The organism is Acinetobacter sp. 25-47-122, from assembly GCF_056779695.1.
Genome location: NZ_JBWYIJ010000003.1, coordinates 108,050 through 126,961 on the forward strand (window position 1 = coordinate 108,050; position 18,912 = coordinate 126,961).

Here is an 18,912-nt window from a genome sequence, read left to right on the forward strand (position 1 = left end):
GAGATAAGGAATAACAATGAAAAAGAGTATGCAAAATTTTTGGGGTGGGGATCGACATTATATGAACCGTTTTCTTCGTCAATTCGCTATGACCACTGTTTCTATAGCTGTTATGCAGGCAGCGGCGGCTAAAACTACGATGACTAATATTGTGCCTTTGCAGGTGCCAGGTCAAGGAACAGAAATTCGTGTCATGTTTAACGGATTACCTCCACAGCCACAATCGTATCAATTGGAAAATCCATCTCGACTCGTTTTGGATTTTATGCAGGCAGGTCAAACACTGGCGAATACTAAAATACCTGTGTCGACCACTGAAGCAAACTCAGTTGAAGTCATTTCTAATGATCAGCGTTCACGGTTAACTGTCAATTTAACGCAGAAGGGGAGCTACACGACACGTGTTGAAGGCAATACCTTTATTTTAAAAATAAATAATCCGAACTCTGCGAAAGTGGCAATACCTGCGGCGCCAGTGGTTACCCAAGCCAAAGCACCAGAACCAGCGACTAAACCAAGTGTTTTAAAGCCAGTTATACGTCCTAATCTGACGAATAACGTTACACCTGTTACGGCTACAGCTGTGGCAGCGACACCTGTAACGCCTACACCTGTGATTCCTGTTGCAGCACAGCAGGTATTGAAACCAACTGCACCAACGCCTACGGTTTTAAGACCTGCCGCTCCACCTGTGCCAGTGGTTCGTCAGCAAGTTGCAGCACCTGTACCACCTCCAGTAGCTCCTGTTTATCAGCAGCCTGTTGCGTATACACCGCCAGCGCCTGTCGCTTATCAAGCAGTACAACAAGGACTGCAAGATATTGGTTTTGAGCGCGGTAGTGCAGGTGAGGGACAAGTTGTACTGAATTTAAAAACAGCAGATACACCAGTAGATGTACAACAGCAAGGTAGCAAAGTTGTGGTGCGTTTCCTCGGTAACAAAATTCCATCGCATTTGGTGCGCCGTTTAAACGTTAATGATTTTGCGACGCCTGTCTCTACAGTAGATGCTTATAATGATAAGTCGAATGGTGTAATTTCCATTCAATCGAGCGGTAGCTTCGAATATATGGCTTATCAAACAGATGGTAAGTTAACGATCAGTCTAAAACGTCCAGAAGAGAAAAAAGGCTTAAGCAGCCAAAATCGTACACCGAAATATACAGGCAATAAGATTTCTCTCGATTTCCAAGATATTGAAGTGCGCCGCGTATTACAATTGTTGGCTGATTTTACCGGCATTAATATGGTGACTTCGGATTCAGTTCAAGGGAATATTACATTACGCTTAAAAGATGTGCCTTGGGATCAAGCGCTTGATATTGTAATGAAAACCAAGAATTTGGATAAGCGTCGCAACGGAAATGTAATTTGGATTGCACCGGTTCCAGAATTGATTAAAGCCGAAGAAGAAGAGGCGAAAGCCATTGCACAAAGTGTGAAATTGGCACCATTGCAAACCGAATATATTCAATTGAGCTATGCCAAAGTTGAAGATATTGAAAAGTTGATTACTGAAGGTCGTAACAGTCGTTCTTCTAATGGTAATAATACAAACTCAACAACTGACCCATTGGGGGACAGTGTCGGGTCATTATTAAGTCCACGTGGTACAGTTTCAATTGATCCACGTACCAATACATTGATCATTAACGATACAGTTCAAAAAATTGATCAAATTCGCAAGATGATTGATTTATTGGATGTTTCTGTAAAACAAGTCATGATCGAAGCTCGTATTGTACGCGCGACAACAGATTTCACCAAAGAAATGGGTGTGAAATGGGGTGTAGTATCGAAAGGTGTTGCAACCAATAATGATCTTTTGGTTGGTGGTAGTGATCAAACGCTGTGGGATTTAAAATCACCAAGTGAGGATGGTCGTTATAATATTCAACGTCCTGATAACTTAAATGTGGATTTAGGTGTGGCTGGGGCTGCCGGTAAAATTGCATTTGGTTTAATCAATATGTCTGATTTTATGCTGGATCTTGAGTTGTCGGCATTACAAGCTGATGGCTACGGTGAGGTTATTTCTACACCAAAAGTTCTCACTGCTGACAAGCAGCAAGCGAAAGTTGCTTCGGGTCAGGAAATTCCTTACCAAACCACTGAAACTGCAGGTGGTGCTGCAACGGCGACGACTTCCTTTAAAGAAGCGTTGTTAAGCTTAGAGGTAACTCCAAGTATTACGCCTGATGGTAAAATTCAAATGAAATTGAACATTACCAGTGATTCACCAGCAGGTTATGCACAGAATGGTGAAATCATTTTGAATAAAAATCAAATTGATACCAATGTACTCGTGAACAACGGTGAAACTGTGGTGTTAGGTGGTATTTTCGAGCAAGAAACGATTTTTAACCAAACCAAGGTGCCTTTCTTTGGTGATATTCCTGCTGTTGGTCGTCTATTCCGTAAAGACAGTAAAACAGAGAATAAGCGTGAGTTATTAATCTTTGTGACACCAAGAATTGTTAATGACAGGCAAACTAGAAACAATTAATATAGTTTCAATGAAAGCAATTCAATAGGTGACTCCTTGCCAAGCAAAGAGTTTGAAACCCTACCGAATATTTATTTGGTAGGGCCCATGGGAGCTGGTAAAACAACCGTTGGTCGACATCTTGCAGATTTACTTCATCGAGAGTTTCTTGATAGTGATCATGAGATAGAAAGAAAAACTGGGGCGACCATCCCATGGATTTTTGAGAAAGAGGGTGAACAGGGATTCAGACATCGTGAGTCACTGGTAATTGATGATTTAACATCAAAACAAAATTTAGTTGTTGCGACGGGTGGCGGCGCAGTTACTCAGTCGATTAATCGATCTTATCTAAAAGATCGAGGTATTGTGATTTATCTTTATACTCCCGTAGAAATACAACTTCAAAGAACCTACCGTGATAAAAATCGACCTTTATTACAAGTCGAAAATCCTGAACAGAAATTACGTGAATTATTGAATATTCGTGATCCGCTGTATCGTGAAGTTGCACATCATATTATTGAAACGAATCAAGGTGCTGCGCGTGATTTGGCACAACGTATTCTTAATGTGATTGTCGCAAAAGAATTGAATTAAATTTGTTTTATTGGCTTATAACATCATGCAAACCTTATTCGTTGAACTCGGTGAACGCCGTTATCCTATTTTCATTGGTAGTGATTTAGATCCGCAACAATTACTTGAACCCTATATTCATGGGCAACAGGTCATGATTGTCACCAATGAAACGGTTAAACCGTTGTATTTAGATCACTATGTATCAGCTGTGGAAGGTTTGAGTAAAAAAGTTGGGACATGTGTTCTACCTGATGGTGAATGTTATAAAAATATTGAACATTTGAATTTAATTTTTGATGCCTTGCTTGAGGCAGGATTTAACCGAGATTGTACAGTGCTTGCCTTGGGTGGAGGGGTGATTGGTGACATGGCTGGATTTGCATCAGCTTGTTTCCAACGCGGAGTGTATTTTATTCAAGTCCCGACTACGCTGCTATCGCAAGTCGATTCGAGCGTTGGCGGTAAAACTGGAATCAACCACCCATTAGGCAAAAACATGATTGGCGCATTCCAGCAGCCACAGGTCGTACTTGCGGATATGGCGCAACTTAAAACATTGCCTGAGCGTGAGTTATCAGCAGGTTTGGCTGAAGTCATTAAATATGCCCTATTAGGAGATGTTGATTTTCTTGCATGGCTTGAGGAAAACATGGATGGTCTCGTTGCACAACATCCAGAATTACTTGCTGAAGCAGTGTACCGCTCTTGTGCACACAAAGCGCGAATTGTGGCCAATGACGAGAAAGAACAGGGTGAGCGTGCATTACTGAATTTAGGTCATACCTTTGGACATGCGATTGAATCTTATCTGGGATATGGTGAGTGGTTACATGGTGAGGCTGTGGCGACGGGAATGGTGATGGCGGCAGATTTATCTTATTTAATGGGGTGGATCACAGAAGCTGACCTTGAACGTACAAAAATTATCATTCAACGTGCGAAATTACCGATAAAATGTCCTCAAATTCCACTTGATGAATTTTTGGCATATATGTCTCATGACAAAAAAGTCCTGAACGGTCAATTACGTTTAGTGCTCTTGAAGTCGCTAGGGCAAGCAGTAATTACCAAAGAGTTTGATGTGGAATTAATGAAACAAGCGATTTTACGTAATCAAGCATAATCTTAGGTTTTCTCATGACGGTACGCCACTCATCCCCACGCACAGCGCAACAATATATTTGGTTGATCGGTGGCATACTGTTTTTAGTCGCATCTTTTGTATTCTGGATTTTGACAGATAGCAAAGAGTTGGTTGCTCAGTCTAAGCAACTTGAAGAAACTCAAGTTCAGATTCAACCAGAAAAGGTGGCAGCAACAAATTATTTGGGTGGGCTGACTGATCAAGTGCGACCTTTAGAATTAACTGCGCGTAAAGTTGCTTCAGGAAACCATTTGCCTGAATTTAGAGGCACAAAGTTTATTCAAGACAATAAAAATAATTATTTTATCGAACTATTTCGCGTTACCAATGAAGATGTAATTAAAAGTTTTCTTAATAAGCAAACTGATCGTAAATCATACATTTATTTTCGTTTGAGTGGTGAAGACCAAGTCGAACAGTACATTTTGGGTTATGGGCTGTTTATGGGGGAAGGTGCTGCTAAGACAACTTTAAATGGATTGGATTTAAAGTTACCACCTTCTGTAGCGCCTAAAGTTGCTGGCTTTAATCAGTTTGTGGGTCAAGTCAATGACATGGGATCTGAAGAACTGACAACTGCAAAATTATACGAAGTTAAATTACGACCTGCGGCTGTGCCATTGAATGATGAGTCCTTGCTGGTTCGTCCTAAGCCAACCCCTGTTGTTGATCCTGCTAAGGCAACAACTAATGTGACTATTACAAGAAAAGATCAGTCAGGAAATGTGGTTGATGTGAGACGTTCGCAATCGAATGTTGACCCTATTTCGAGCGATAATTCAAAGAATAATACGGATAAACGGAATCAAGAGGCTCAAATTAGTGATCCATTTAATTAAAATGGTATAAAATGGCGCAAAATTAAACGAAAGCATAATAAATTTGCACATCATTGGTGCGATAAAGTGGTTCTAATTTGGTGCCTTTTCGGTTAATAATGACAAAATAATTGAAATAAAACGCTTGCACGGAATAAATAAATATTGGCATAGATTTTGCTTTATTGGTGCACTGATTAAGTAAATTGTCCCTATTTTGGAGCGAAGACCTTAATTTAGTGTGCGATTTAGTCAAATTGATCTGCTTTAAATGGGTGCAAATCGTCTCGTACATTTGTGAAATTAAATCAGAAAAGACGTTCAATAACGAAAGACATACAGAATCATGTCTTTGTTTTATAAAGAAATCGTATTTGAAGAATAGATAAGTTTTGCCCAATGAGGGCCATGTTGAAGAAGGGTACGCTATGCACATGCCATCGCCTAATACTGTAGCTCCCGCTAAAGGTCTATACCAACCGGATGAGTTTAAAGATAACTGTGGTTTCGGATTAATCGCCCATATGCAAGGTGATGCGAGTCATGACTTGGTCAAGACCGCGATTCATAGTTTAAGTTGTATGACGCACCGCGGTGGTATTGCTGCAGATGGTAAGACGGGTGATGGATGTGGTCTACTGTTGGCTATGCCTAAGCAATTCTTCCGTGAAGAAGCAAAACGTTTAAGTGATATTACACTCAGTGAAATTTTTGCAGTAGGTACAGTTTTTCTTAGCCTAGATCCTGCAATTGCTGCACATGCAAAACAAGTGCTGACTAAAGAAATTGAATCAGAAGGTTTGCGTGTAATTGCATGGCGCTTAGTGCCAACCAATAATGAAGCATTAGGCTCAATTGCGATGCAGTCTTTGCCAGCATTTGAACAAGTAATTGTTAACTGTCCAATGGGTGTTGAAGAAGTTGAGTTTAACCGTAAGTTATTCTTGGCTCGACGTCGTGCTGAACAAAAATTAAGTCAAGATAGTTCATTCTACGTTACAACACTTTGTTCAACTGTGATCTCTTATAAAGGCTTAATGATGCCTGAAGCGATTGCAGATTTTTATACAGATTTGGCTGATCCACGTTTGGAATCTCACATTGTGGTGTTCCATCAGCGTTTCTCAACCAATACATTGCCACGTTGGCCATTGGCACAACCTTTCCGTTACTTAGCGCACAATGGTGAAATTAATACCATTACAGCAAACCGTAACTGGGCGATGGCACGTACACCAAAGTTTGAAAACCCACTCTTGCCAGGTTTAACTGAGCTTAACCCAATCGTAAATCGTACTGGCTCTGACTCTTCAAGTTTAGACAACATGCTCGAGATCTTGGTTGGTGGAGGTATGGACTTATTCCGTGCACTACGCATGCTCGTTCCACCAGCATGGCAAAACGTTGAAACTTTAGATGCTGATTTACGTGCATTCTATGAGTTCAACTCTAAACATATGGAAGCATGGGATGGGCCAGCAGGTCTTGTGATTCAAGATGGTCGTCATGCGATTTGTATGCTTGACCGTAATGGCTTACGTCCTGCACGTTGGGTAATTACTAAGAATGGTTACATCACACTTGCATCAGAAATTGGTGTCTGGGGTTATGAACCAGAAGACGTAGTATCTAAAGGTCGTGTTGGACCAGGTCAGATCTTAGTCATTGACACTTTCACTGGTAAATTGCTGGATACTAAAGACGTCAGTAATCATCTGAAAAAAATGCGTCCTTATCGTCAATGGTTGCGTGAAAATTCAGTGCGTATCCAAGGCAGCCCAGAGCTAGAAGAATATCTATGTGATCAAGGCTTAAAAGGCGATGCTTTAAAAGCAGCTCAAAAAATGTTTATGGTGACATTTGAAGAGCGAGATCAGTTATTACGTCCAATCGCTGAAAGTGGTCAAGAAGCAGTAGGTTCGATGGGCGATGATACGCCGATGGCAGTATTGTCTCGTCAAGTACGCCATGTAACAGATTACTTCCGTCAACAGTTTGCTCAAGTAACTAACCCACCAATCGATCCATTACGTGAATCGATCGTAATGTCTTTAGAAACATGTTTGGGTCGTGAACAAAATGTATTTGAACAAGGTCCAGAGCATGCGGATCGATTAATTATTTCAAGTCCTGTACTGTCAAACTCTAAAATGCATCAAATTCGCACTTTAGGTCGTAAGGGCTACGAGATTGCAGATATTGATCTAAACTATGCAGAGACTGAAGGTCTAGAAGCCGCGATTACACGTATTTGTGAAGAAGCAGCGCAAGCAATTCGTGATGGCAAAACCCTATTGGTGATTTCTGATAAGAAAATCCGTGAAGGGTTCTTACCAGCGAATGCAGCGATGGTAACGGGTGCTATCCATCATTACCTCATCCATGCAGGTTTACGTACAGATGCAAACATTATTGTTGAAACAGCTTTAGCGCGTGATCCACACCAGTTTGCCGTAATGCTTGGCTTTGGCGCAACAGCAATTTACCCATATCTTGCATATGACGTCATTAATGATTTAATTGCGAAAGGTGAGTTGTTAGGTGATCCGATTCATGCACAAGCGAATTTCCGTAAAGGGATTGAAAAAGGATTGTTGAAAGTCCTTTCAAAAATGGGTATTTCGACCGTTGCTTCATATCGCGGTGGGCAGTTATTTGAGGCTGTTGGTTTATCTGAAGAAGTTGTTAATAAATGCTTCACAGGTGTTCCAAGCCGTATTAAAGGTGCGACTTTTGTTGATCTTGAAAATGATTTGAAAAAATTAGCAGAAACCGCTTGGAAATCACGTAAGCCAATTGAGCAAGGTGGTTTGCTGAAATTTGTATTTGATAAGGAATATCACGCTTTTAATCCTGATGTAATTAATGCTCTACATAAATCTGTACGTTCTGGGAAATATGAAGATTTCAAAGAATATGCTGAGCTTGTAAATAATCGTCCAGTGGCAACCATTCGTGATTTATTTAAACTCAAAACAGAAAATTCAATTCCACTGGATCAAGTTGAATCTGTAGAAGCGATTCTTCCGCGTTTTGACTCTGCAGGGATGTCTTTAGGGGCATTATCACCAGAAGCACATGAAGCGATTGCCATTGCAATGAATACAATTGGTGGTCGTTCGAACTCAGGTGAGGGTGGTGAAGATCCAGCGCGTTACGGCACAATCCGGAACTCAAAAATCAAACAAATCGCATCAGGTCGTTTTGGTGTAACCCCTGCTTACTTAACGTCTGCTGAAGTACTGCAAATTAAAGTGGCACAAGGTGCAAAACCGGGTGAAGGTGGTCAGTTGCCAGGTGGTAAAGTGAATGGCTTAATTGCACGTTTACGCTACTCTGTACCGGGTGTGACATTAATTTCTCCACCACCGCACCACGATATTTATTCAATCGAAGATTTATCGCAGTTAATTTTTGATTTAAAACAAGTTAACCCTCAAGCGATGGTCTCTGTAAAACTGGTATCTGAGCCAGGTGTGGGTACGATTGCTGCGGGTGTTGCAAAAGCCTATGCGGACTTTATCACCATCTCTGGTTATGACGGTGGTACAGCAGCATCGCCATTGTCTTCGATTCATCATGCGGGTTCGCCATGGGAGCTTGGTCTTTCTGAAGCGCATCAAGCCCTTCGTGTAAATGATTTGCGTGGTAAAGTTCGCGTTCAAACGGATGGTGGTTTAAAAACGGGTCTAGATGTCGTGAAAGCAGCTATTTTAGGTGCGGAAAGCTTCGGTTTTGGTTCTACACCAATGATTGCGTTGGGTTGTAAATACCTCCGTATCTGCCACTTAAATAACTGTGCGACTGGTGTAGCGACTCAGCAAGATCATTTGCGTCAAGAGCACTATATCGGCGAACCACAAATGCTCATTAACTTCTTCACCTTTATTGCTGAAGAAACACGTGAGTGGTTGGCTGCATTAGGTGTATCAAGTTTGAAAGACTTGATTGGTCGTACCGATTTACTAGAAATGCTACCTGGTGAAACAGATAAGCATGCTCACCTAGATTTAAGTGCTTTACTTGAATCACATCCAGCTGCTGAAGGCAAAGCTCAATATTGCGAAGTCGAAGGAAATGCACCATTTGATAAAGGTGTTTTGGCTGAGTCTATGATTGCAGAAATATTGCCTGCGATTGAAGCTGGTACAGGTGGTGAATACAGTTTTACCATTGGTAACTGTGACCGTTCTATTGGGGCACGTGTTTCAGGTGAGATCGCTCGTCGCTATGGTAACTTAAGTATGGAAGCACACCCTGTTAAAGTGAATTTGACAGGTACTGCTGGACAATCACTTGGTGTATGGAATGCGGGTGGTCTGCATATCAAGCTTGAAGGTGATGCGAATGACTATGTGGGTAAAGGTATGGCGGGTGGTCGTATCTCAATTTTCCCACCGAAGGGTTCTCCATTCCAAACACAAGAAACAGCGATTATTGGTAACACATGTTTATATGGTGCAACAGGCGGTAAATTATTTGCTGCAGGTACAGCTGGTGAACGTTTTGCTGTTCGTAACTCAGGCGCGTTCGCGGTGATTGAGGGTGCTGGCGATCACTGTTGTGAATACATGACAGGTGGTATTGTAACGGTACTGGGTAAAGTTGGTCATAACTTCGGTGCAGGTATGACAGGTGGTTTTGCTTATGTACTTGATTTAGATAATGACTTTGTTGATCATTATAACCATGAGTTAATCGAACTTAATCGTATTTCGACCGAATCAATGGAAGAACATAAAGAGTTCTTAAGCCGCATTTTAGATGAGCATATTAAGGAAACTGGTAGTGCTTGGGCGTACAAGATCCGTAACGAGTTTGATTTCTACAGCCGTAAATTCTGGTTGGTGAAACCGAAAGCTGCAAACTTGCAGACTTTATTAAAAACAACTCAAGCTGATCCTCAATAATTCCACTACTGCAGATATATAGGCAGATGCAGCTGAACTAACAACATACTGCATCTACCCACGGAGAGAGACATGGCAGAACGCCTTAATAATGACTTTCAATTCCTGGATGTCGCACGCCAAGATCCAGAGAAAAAAGATCTCAACGTCCGCAAAGCTGAGTTTGTGGAAATTTATAAACCTTTTACAGCCGAAGTTGCGAAAAACCAAACACATCGCTGTTTAGGTTGTGGTAACCCTTACTGTGAATGGAAATGTCCAGTACATAACTATATTCCAAACTGGTTAAAACTGATTGCTGAAGGTCGTATTTTTCAAGCAGCAGAGCTTTGCCATCAAACAAATACATTGCCTGAAGTCTGTGGCCGCGTATGTCCACAAGACCGTTTGTGTGAAGGTGCATGTACACTAAATGATGGGTTTGGTGCTGTGACCATTGGTAATGCTGAAAAGTATATTAATGATACGGCATTTGCATTGGGCTGGCGTCCTGACATGTCTCATGTCAAATGGACAGATAAAAAAGTCGCGATTATTGGTGCAGGCCCTGCGGGTCTAGGTTGTGCGGACATTTTGGTGCGCAATGGTGTTAAACCCGTCGTATTTGATAAGCGCCCAGAAATTGGTGGTTTGCTGACCTTTGGTATTCCTGAATTTAAGATGGAAAAGGACGTGATGAAACGTCGTCGTGAAATCTTTACAGGCATGGGGATTGAATTCCGTTTAAATACAGAAATTGGCACAGACATCACTATTGATCAATTGCTTGCTGATTATGACGCTGTCTTCATGGGTATGGGAACGTACACATACATGAAAGGTGGTTTCGCAGGTGAAGATTTGGAAGGTGTTTATGATGCGCTTGATTTCTTAATTGCCAATGTGAATCGTTGCCAAGGTTGGGAGAAAGATCCTTCAGAATTTATCAGTGTGGAAGGTAAGAAAGTTATTGTACTCGGTGGCGGTGATACTGCTATGGACTGTAACCGTACTTCAATCCGCCAAGGTGCAACATCTGTCACTTGTGCATACCGCCGCGATGAAGAAAACATGCCAGGTTCACGCCGTGAAGTTAAAAATGCGCGAGAAGAAGGTGTTGAATTTCAGTTCAATCGTCAGCCGATCGAAATCGTGGGTGAGAATGGAAAGGTCACAGGTGTTAAATTTGTGACGACTCAACTCAGTGAGCCTGATAGTCGTGGTCGTCGCAGTCCTGAACCGATCCCAGGTTCAGAGGAAATCTTACCTGCTGATGCAGTGCTGTTGGCCTTTGGTTTCCGTACAAGCCCTGCAGAATGGTTTAATGATGTAAGTATTAATTTAGATGGTTCAGGTCGTGTCGTTGCTCCTGAGCAGCAACAATACAAGTTCCAAACTTCTAATCCGAAAATCTTTGCCGGTGGAGATATGGTGCGTGGTTCTGACTTGGTCGTAACTGCGATTTGGGAAGGACGTCAAGCTGCTGAAGGTATATTAGATTATCTTGATGTTTAAACGAAAACACGCCTTACAAAAAATCCTACTTCGGTAGGATTTTTCATTTATATGCATGACTTGTTTGACAATCTCCTGTTGAATATTCAAAAGTATCCAATTCAAGAACTATCTTAAGAATCATGTAATTAAATTAAAAAAGAGAATGGAGTTGTAATTTAATTTGCGACTTTATTGGCAAAAAATATAATTTATTTGTCTGTGTGGTTATTTTTGCAATATTAAATCTGATTTATTCTGACAGTATGAATAAGAAATGCTATATCCATATAGGCTCTAAAATGACAACTACACAAATCGCCAAAGATAAATCTTATTTAAATCGTCCAAAAGCGATTGGGATTACCGTACGACGTTTAAATTATAATCCTAAAGCCATTCGACGCCATTTTTTCGCGAATTCTCCTGTCATGTCACATTTGTTGACGGCACTTTCTTCTACCTTTCCAATTGGTGAACAATTCTTTGTTCATAGTGTTCGTAATGTACGAGATAAAGTGAAAGATGACAAATTACAAGCACAGATTGCAGCATTTATTGGTCAAGAAGCGATGCATTCAAAAGCACATGCGGAATTTAATGACGCTTGGCGCCGTGATGATTATCAACTTGACAACTTTCAAGCATGGTTAGCGCGACGCGATGAATTTATTCGTACTACCCATCCAAAATTGCAGTTAGCAATTACCTGTGCTTTTGAGCATTTTACAGCGTTATTGGGTGGTTATATTCTTCGTCATCCTGAAGTCCTGTCGACCTTAGATGAAGATGCAACTAAGCTTTGGGTGTGGCATGCTATTGAAGAAATTGAACATCGAGCAGTTGCATTTGATGTCTATCAAGCGGTATACAAAGATACCAAAGTGCGCCGCAATATTATGCGTAGCGTAACCACAGGTTTCGCAAGTCTTACATTTTATTCAGCGACTCGATTATTTTGGCAAGATCGTCGAAAAAGCTTACCGAAGGTCAGTGGAAACTTATATGGTATTTACCTGATTTCTAAAATGATGATCGAGCTAATTCCAGAATATTTATCATATTACAAAGAAGATTTTCATCCTTCTGAAATTGACTATACGGATATCGTGAATCATTGGAAGGCAAAATTAGCTGAAGAATATCAAGTGGAAGGCTTCCAAGAGCATCCCCAACCTGTACTATATAGCTAACAAAAAAACCTAGCGAAAGCTAGGTTTTTTTATTACTTAGATGAGTCTTGATTAAACTGACGCATTCTTCTTTGGCGCTGCCAAGGGAGAGGGCGGTCTAGTGCTTCGGGGACATCGCCTGATGTAGAGCGTAAACGTAAATGTAATGCAGCTTGTGCAATTAAATTTGCCGATACAGGCGCCGTAATAAAGGCAAGTAATGTAATCAGTAGTTCAGCAAACCCAAAGCGACTATGAAAAGCTGAATAAATCATAGCTGCTATTAAAAAACTACCTAAGCCTAGTGTGCTCGACTTTGTAGGGGCATGCAGACGCATGAATAGGTCAGGCAATTTCACCATTCCAATTCCACCTACAAGTGTAAAAAAGGCACCATTGATCAGGAAGAAGGAAACTAAGATTTCCATGATGAGCTGAGTATTCATATTGTTCTCCTAGTCCACCACATGGCCTGTCGTAAAATAACGAGCCAATGCTGCTGTGGATACGAATCCAAGCATTGCCACCAACAATGCACCTTCGAACAATGAAGTACTTGCCCAAAAAATTCCAAGTACCACGACCAAGCAGGTTGCATTCAGAAATAAAGTATCTAGTGCGAGTAGTCGATCTACCATAGAAGGACCAATGACTAAACGCATTAAGCAGAGCAGCATTGAAATCGTAATTCCAATCAAACTAATTCCCAATGCATAAAGTAAGATCGTCATGCTGAATCTCCTTGTTTCACATGGAAAATCGCCATAAGTGGTGCTTCATAGCGTTGTTTGATTTCCAAAATATCAGCTTCGGGATCATCTGAGTTAATTGAATGGACCAAAATGTCACCGCGTTCTTGGTCGATTCCAGCACTGACTGTGCCAGGTGTAGTCGTAATGATCATTGCCAATAAGCTGTTGACCTGATCATGATCAGTATCTAATGGAACACGATACCACTTGGGATGAAGACGGTCAGTTGGTCCAAGCACTTGCTTAGCGACACGGATATTACTGATGATAATGTCCCAAAGTACGACCAAAATTAATTTGCACGCTAAATCCCAATGAATATTGGGTGTGCGAACGATAAAAGGTTGTACCAATTTTGGGATGACTAAACCAATCACAATGGCAACTAAAATATCAAAAAACTGAGCGCTTTGTGCCAGCATTAGCCAACTTATTCCCACAATCACAGAAACAAAAGGATGCGGGAAAACTCGATCAAATAGAGAGCTCTTTTGTATCATTTACTGCTCCATCGGTTGAAGCTTAGATTGGGCTTCTTCAGGTTGTCGCTGGTTCAATTCTTGTTCTTTGATTTGACGGCGCTTGAACTCTGAGATGTGTTCGCCCTCAAGTGATTTTTCACTTATAACATGTGGAATATAATGTGCATTTGGGTCTGCAAACTCTCCGCCGTATTTTGTTTCTGGAAGATAATTGGGATCAAATGGTTGTACACTAATTACTTCACCACGTTCATCCATTTTTAAAACAGCAGTAATATATTGTTCTGAATCATTTAACTGATTTGCAGTTTGTTGAATATACTGTGTGACTGGATGAGCAAATATCACATAAGCGATTAAACTTATAATAAAGACAAAAATTGTGGTGTCATTACGTGGAGGTGCCTTGCTTGGTAACTTTTGATATTCATGATAAGACTCTTGATTAGGGTCATTTTCTGGTACAGTTGAACGCCATAAAATAACGAATCCTAAACGAGTGAAAGCTATGATACTAAGCAAGCTCACAATCAGAATGACAATAATAATGAGCAATTGATAGCTAGATACAGAGGCCGCTTGAAGGATAAATACTTTTCCAAAGAATCCACTGAAGGGTGGAAGCCCTGCCATCATGAGTGCAATAATGAAGAAGCAAATCGAAACTAGCGTCTGCTGTTTCATGATTGGTGCGATTTTTAGATGATCTTTGAATGCACCACGCTGCGAAGTAATCCAACCGCATAGCAAGTAGAATGCAGCGGCAATAATCGTACTATGCACGAGGTAATATAGCGCTGCAGCCCAAGCATCTGCAGTCATCAGAGAAAGGGCGATTGCAATCGTTCCTATAGACGATAGGATCATGAAACCAACAAAACGACGCATTCGCTCTGCACCAATCGCACCAATTACACCATAAATAGTCGTAATTAAACCAATTGGAAGCAGCCAAGTGCTGAGAATTTCTCGCGAAAGCTCATCGGTGAATACGGTTCCATTCACACGTAAAATTGCATAGATACCCACTTTGGTCATGATGGTGAATAATGCGGCTACAGGGGTCGTGGCGACGGCATAAGTTTTAGGTAGCCATAGTCCGACAGGGAGGATTGCAGCCTTGATACCAAAGACTACAAACAGCATTAATCCGCCTGCAACTGCCATATTGTACTGATCACCTTCAAGTGTACGTACAATTCGACCCACATCAGCCATATTCAGGCTACCAGTATTACCATAAATCATCCCTAAGCCAATCAAAAAGAATGCAGACGCTAATAGGTTGATCGTTACATAGTGAATACCAAGTTGGAAACGTGCTTTGCCTTGACCATGTAGAAGCAATACATATGAAGCCATCAACAGCACTTCAAAGAAAACAAACAAGTTAAATAAGTCGCCTGTTAGAAATGCACCACATAATCCCATGAGTAAAAAATGGCTCATTGCATGGAAATAGCGTCCACGTTCATCCCATTCTTTACTTGCAAACCAAATAATTGGTGTCGCAAGAGCATAGGTGAGCACGAGCATAAAGGCTGCCAAACGATCTAGTACAAGTACAATGCCAAAAGGAGCTGACCACTCGCTTAAACTATACACATAGATCTGACCAGAGTTCGCCTGAATTAAGTAAATGATTGCAGTCGCTAAACCAAGAAAAACCGATGTTAAACTGATTCCACGACGCCAAGGTTGACGCCAGTCATGCGCTAAAGATCCTGAACCTGGATTACCCAATAGCACTAAAATAAATGCAGTAAATGTCGGAATTAAAATACTTAAAATTGGCGAGTGGGTGAGCCATAAATCATAAAAATTCATCATTAAGGCTCATCCTCGCGTGGGTCTGTATTAATAATCTCTTCTTTTGAGTCGACGTGATCAGTACCAGATTCATAACGACTTCTTAGCGCCAGTTGAACGATAAAAGCAGTGGTTGCAAAACCAATTACAATTGCGGTCAAAACTAATGCTTGAGGTAATGGATCTGTAACCTGTGTGGCATTGGTTAAAATAGCAGGTGCATTGAGGTGGATTCTCCCCATAGCGAATAAAAACATATTCACTGCATAGCCAATCATGGCCAAGCCTAGTACCACAGGGAAAGTACGGGCACGCAAAATCAGATAAATACCAGTGGCAACCAATAATCCAATAGCGGAGGCGAGTAAAAATTCTAAACTAATCATTCTTTACTCCTTCGGTACAGGGCCGGTGATGCTTGAGTTGCGTGAGTCGCCTAAAACGGAAATCATGAGCATTGTTGCACCAACGACTGTGACATAGACACCAACATCAAATGCTGCAGCAGATGGCAAATGCATTTTTCCGAGAATGATCGGCTCTACATAAATATGAGCGCTGGTCAGGAATGGTCGACCCCAGAACCACGCAGCGACACCAGTCAAACCAGCAACGGTTAAGCCAGTACCAATCCAAATTTCGTAAAGACGACCAGACTTTGCTCGTAAGAGTTTTTCAGTATGATCTTGACCTAGGGCAATGTACTGAATCACAAGAGCCATGGATGTAATAAGACCTGCGATAAATCCACCACCTGGAAGATTATGTCCGCGTAAGAAAATATATAAGCTGACGACTAAGGCAATCGGAAGGACCCAAGATGCGGTCATTCGGAACATCAACGGTGAAGGATTAAAGCGATAGGTTAAGCCTTGTGTAATGGTCGTACCATGAGCACGCATTCCATCCATTAAACACAGTGTCCCAATCGCAGCAATACCCAGTACTGTGATTTCACCAAAGGTATCAAATCCACGGAAATCGACCAAAATCACGTTCACAATATTTGAACCACCACCGAGCGGTAGAGATTGTTGAACAAAGAACCATGAGATTGAATTGTGATCACGCGTAAGAATCATCCAAGTGATCCACCCGATTCCTAGACCTCCGATGATTGCAATCACCGCATCTCTCCAACGACGAGTGCGTGAAGATTCATAAGGTGTGAGTTGCGGTAAGAGGGATAGACTCATCAGAAGTAAAACAGTTGTGACAACATCGACTGTGATTTGTGTAAGTGCCAGGTCTGGTGCTGACATCGTAACAAAGACCATCGTTACGACAAGACCGATTGCTCCACTGATAAGAACGGCTTTAATGCGTTCATGGTGAAACCAAAGCATCATCCAGCACGCTGAAAACAGTAATAACCAAAGCACGATTGCAACCAATGGTGCATGCGTCAGTTCGCGTGTACCTGCATAAATACCTTGACCAATGAGAGGCATGGAGACTAAAGCAACAGCAAAAATTAATATCCACAATAAATAGTTTTGTAGAGAACCTGTTTCTGTTGCTCTTTTTAATTTTCGCGAATTTAAGAGCAAATGTTTGAGAAAGAGATCAAACAGGACTTTACCTTGAAGTTTGCCAAGTATTGGATCAAGGTCAATGTCACGAATTCTACTGTTCTTCGCAAGACTAAAATAAAAAATAATACCGCCAATCAATGCAATCGCACTCATCAATAAAGGCACGTTAAAGCCATGCCAGATTGCTAGATGTACGCCTTCAAAAGCTGGAAGGTTGGTGCTTGCTCGTGCACCAGCATTGACGATATCGCCTACTAAGAGCGCTGGTAATAGACCAACTGCAATACATAATGTAGCTAATAAAATTGCAGGTGCACGCATACCAATTGGTGGTTCATGCGCATCTTTATTTGGAATCGCTTTGCCTAAATCACCATCAAAAAATACGCCATGAACTAAACGAACAGAATACGCGACAGCAAACAGACCTGCGAGTGTTGCAATAATTGCTGCGAAGATACCTACACCACCCGAGAGATTCGCTAATAGTTCAGTAAAGAACATTTCTTTGGATAAGAATCCATTGGTCAGTGGTACACCAGCCATTGAGGCTGCTGTGATCATGGTTAAAGTCGCTGTAAATGGAAGTAACTGCCATACCCCACTGAGTTTTCGTAAATCACGTGTACCTGTTTCATGGTCGATAATACCAGCGATCATGAATAATGCTGCTTTAAAGGTCGCATGGTTAATGATATGAAAAATAGCTGCAGCCACAGCGAGTGGTGAACCAATCCCAAGTAAGCAAACGATCAAGCCTAAATGACTAATGGTGGAGTAGGCAAGCAAACCTTTCAGATCTTCCTTAAAAATGGCAAAGAACGCGGCCATACATAAGGTAAATAAACCAATGAATGTGACGAGGTTATGATACAAAGCAGAACCAACAAAGATCGGCATTAAGCGCGCCAGTAAGAAAATCCCGGCTTTAACCATTGTCGCTGAATGCAAATAAGCTGACACGGGTGTTGGAGCAGCCATTGCATTTGGCAACCAAAAATGGAAAGGGAATTGAGCACTTTTGGTGAATGCACCTAAAAGAATAAGGAGCAAGGCTGGCACAAATAAATGACTCGATTGAATCTGCGCCGTCATATTGAGGATTTGATCAATTTGATATGTGCCAGTGATTTGACCTAAGAGAATAAAACCACCGAGCATGGCTAAACCACCCATACCCGTGATGGTTAAGGCCATTCTTGAGCCACGCTGTGCTGCTTCGTAGTTACTCCAATAACCCACTAAAAGAAATGACGAAATACTGGTCATTTCCCAAAAGACAAGAAGAATAAGTAAATTATTAGAAAGTGAAATGCCGAGCATGGCGGCCATGAACAGCATCAGTAAGAAATATAGCTTACTTAGAGAGTTTTTATGATTTAAATAATAATAAGCATAAATATAAATGAGCGTCCCAATCCCTGTAATAAGGAGGGAGAAGATCAAGCCTAATGCATCAAGTCTAAAGCTTAAGTCGATACCAAACTGTGGTAACCATGACCAATGTTCAGAGATGACTTGACCTTGAAAGACGTCTTTGGCTTGAGTCAGCAACAAGATAAAACTTGTTAAGCTGACTCCAATTGCCCCTAATGCTGTCGCCCCGCGAGAGATTTTTTGCAGCCAGAGGACAAGAAAAGTGCCAAGTATTAATGGTAACAATATAATAATCGGTAGCACACTCGTATCCATAGAGTTGTAGGCCGGAACCTATGATGAGTTTTATCTTTCAAAAGCTTGAGGATGGCAA

General features: G+C 41.3%; 12 protein-coding genes and 2 pseudogenes. 8 read left to right on the top strand and 6 right to left on the bottom strand.

The window, feature by feature from the left end:
• Positions 1–16: 16 nt before the first annotated feature.
• From AC1M9P_RS03530 to AC1M9P_RS03565, 8 genes and pseudogenes are all read left to right on the top strand, one after another.
• Positions 17–451: pseudogene (locus AC1M9P_RS03530) on the top strand (AMIN domain-containing protein); the annotation flags it as partial.
• Positions 452–775: 324 nt separating this feature from the next.
• Positions 776–2,506 (top strand): annotated as a pseudogene (locus AC1M9P_RS03535) (type IV pilus secretin PilQ); the annotation flags it as partial.
• Between the two features lie 36 nt (positions 2,507–2,542).
• The gene (gene aroK, locus AC1M9P_RS03540) at positions 2,543–3,085 is read left to right on the top strand and encodes a shikimate kinase AroK (RefSeq protein WP_035263975.1); all 543 of its coding nucleotides are present in this window, start codon (positions 2,543–2,545) and stop codon (positions 3,083–3,085) included.
• A gap of 25 nt (positions 3,086–3,110) precedes the next feature.
• The gene (aroB, locus tag AC1M9P_RS03545; protein WP_481586735.1) at positions 3,111–4,190 is read left to right on the top strand and encodes a 3-dehydroquinate synthase; all 1,080 of its coding nucleotides are present in this window, start codon (positions 3,111–3,113) and stop codon (positions 4,188–4,190) included.
• Between the two features lie 14 nt (positions 4,191–4,204).
• The gene (locus tag AC1M9P_RS03550) at positions 4,205–5,050 is read left to right on the top strand and encodes a hypothetical protein (RefSeq protein WP_481586736.1); all 846 of its coding nucleotides are present in this window, start codon (positions 4,205–4,207) and stop codon (positions 5,048–5,050) included.
• 413 nt (positions 5,051–5,463) lie between these two features.
• Positions 5,464–9,939, top strand: coding sequence for a glutamate synthase large subunit (gene gltB / locus AC1M9P_RS03555; protein ID WP_481586813.1), 4,476 nt, complete (start codon positions 5,464–5,466; stop codon positions 9,937–9,939).
• Positions 9,940–10,011: 72 nt separating this feature from the next.
• On the top strand, positions 10,012–11,433 hold the full coding sequence (locus AC1M9P_RS03560; RefSeq protein WP_481586737.1) for an FAD-dependent oxidoreductase: 1,422 nt from the start codon (positions 10,012–10,014) through the stop codon (positions 11,431–11,433).
• Between the two features lie 281 nt (positions 11,434–11,714).
• Positions 11,715–12,605: a metal-dependent hydrolase gene (locus tag AC1M9P_RS03565; RefSeq protein ID WP_481586738.1), complete on the top strand. Its 891-nt coding sequence runs from the start codon at positions 11,715–11,717 to the stop codon at positions 12,603–12,605.
• A 32-nt stretch (positions 12,606–12,637) separates the two neighbouring features.
• On the opposite strand, the gene AC1M9P_RS03570 is transcribed toward AC1M9P_RS03565, so the two are convergent.
• The 6 genes from AC1M9P_RS03570 to AC1M9P_RS03595 are packed head-to-tail and all read right to left on the bottom strand — an operon-like array spanning position 12,638 to position 18,854.
• Positions 12,638–13,030, bottom strand: a complete 393-nt coding sequence (locus tag AC1M9P_RS03570) for a Na+/H+ antiporter subunit G (RefSeq protein WP_481586739.1) — start codon at positions 13,028–13,030, stop codon at positions 12,638–12,640.
• A gap of 9 nt (positions 13,031–13,039) precedes the next feature.
• Positions 13,040–13,315: a monovalent cation/H+ antiporter subunit F gene (locus AC1M9P_RS03575; RefSeq protein WP_035263999.1), complete on the bottom strand. Its 276-nt coding sequence runs from the start codon at positions 13,313–13,315 to the stop codon at positions 13,040–13,042.
• A complete protein-coding gene (locus AC1M9P_RS03580; RefSeq protein ID WP_481586740.1) occupies positions 13,312–13,836 on the bottom strand; it encodes a Na+/H+ antiporter subunit E in 525 nt (174 codons plus the stop codon). Before AC1M9P_RS03580 ends, AC1M9P_RS03575 begins: the two co-directional genes overlap by 4 nt.
• Positions 13,837–15,648 (bottom strand): monovalent cation/H+ antiporter subunit D, encoded by a 1,812-nt coding sequence (locus tag AC1M9P_RS03585; RefSeq protein WP_481586741.1) that lies wholly within the window; start codon positions 15,646–15,648, stop codon positions 13,837–13,839.
• Complete coding sequence (locus tag AC1M9P_RS03590) at positions 15,648–16,013, bottom strand: Na+/H+ antiporter subunit C (RefSeq protein WP_035264007.1); 366 nt, start codon at positions 16,011–16,013, stop codon at positions 15,648–15,650. Before AC1M9P_RS03590 ends, AC1M9P_RS03585 begins: the two co-directional genes overlap by 1 nt.
• A 3-nt stretch (positions 16,014–16,016) precedes the next feature.
• Positions 16,017–18,854, bottom strand: a complete 2,838-nt coding sequence (locus AC1M9P_RS03595) for a monovalent cation/H+ antiporter subunit A (RefSeq protein ID WP_481586742.1) — start codon at positions 18,852–18,854, stop codon at positions 16,017–16,019.
• Positions 18,855–18,912 lie beyond the last annotated feature (58 nt).

Coding starts and splice junctions, on each gene's coding strand:
- AC1M9P_RS03585 (WP_481586741.1), bottom strand. CDS start 15,648: ATGATGAATTTTTATGATTTATGGCTCACCCACTCGCCAATTTTAAGT.
- AC1M9P_RS03580 (WP_481586740.1), bottom strand. CDS start 13,836: ATGATACAAAAGAGCTCTCTATTTGATCGAGTTTTCCCGCATCCTTTT.
- AC1M9P_RS03575 (WP_035263999.1), bottom strand. CDS start 13,315: ATGACGATCTTACTTTATGCATTGGGAATTAGTTTGATTGGAATTACG.
- AC1M9P_RS03565 (WP_481586738.1), top strand. CDS start 11,715: ATGACAACTACACAAATCGCCAAAGATAAATCTTATTTAAATCGTCCA.
- AC1M9P_RS03560 (WP_481586737.1), top strand. CDS start 10,012: ATGGCAGAACGCCTTAATAATGACTTTCAATTCCTGGATGTCGCACGC.
- AC1M9P_RS03550 (WP_481586736.1), top strand. CDS start 4,205: ATGACGGTACGCCACTCATCCCCACGCACAGCGCAACAATATATTTGG.
- aroB (WP_481586735.1), top strand. CDS start 3,111: ATGCAAACCTTATTCGTTGAACTCGGTGAACGCCGTTATCCTATTTTC.
- AC1M9P_RS03595 (WP_481586742.1), bottom strand. CDS start 18,854: ATGGATACGAGTGTGCTACCGATTATTATATTGTTACCATTAATACTT.
- AC1M9P_RS03570 (WP_481586739.1), bottom strand. CDS start 13,030: ATGAATACTCAGCTCATCATGGAAATCTTAGTTTCCTTCTTCCTGATC.
- gltB (WP_481586813.1), top strand. CDS start 5,464: ATGCCATCGCCTAATACTGTAGCTCCCGCTAAAGGTCTATACCAACCG.
- AC1M9P_RS03590 (WP_035264007.1), bottom strand. CDS start 16,013: ATGATTAGTTTAGAATTTTTACTCGCCTCCGCTATTGGATTATTGGTT.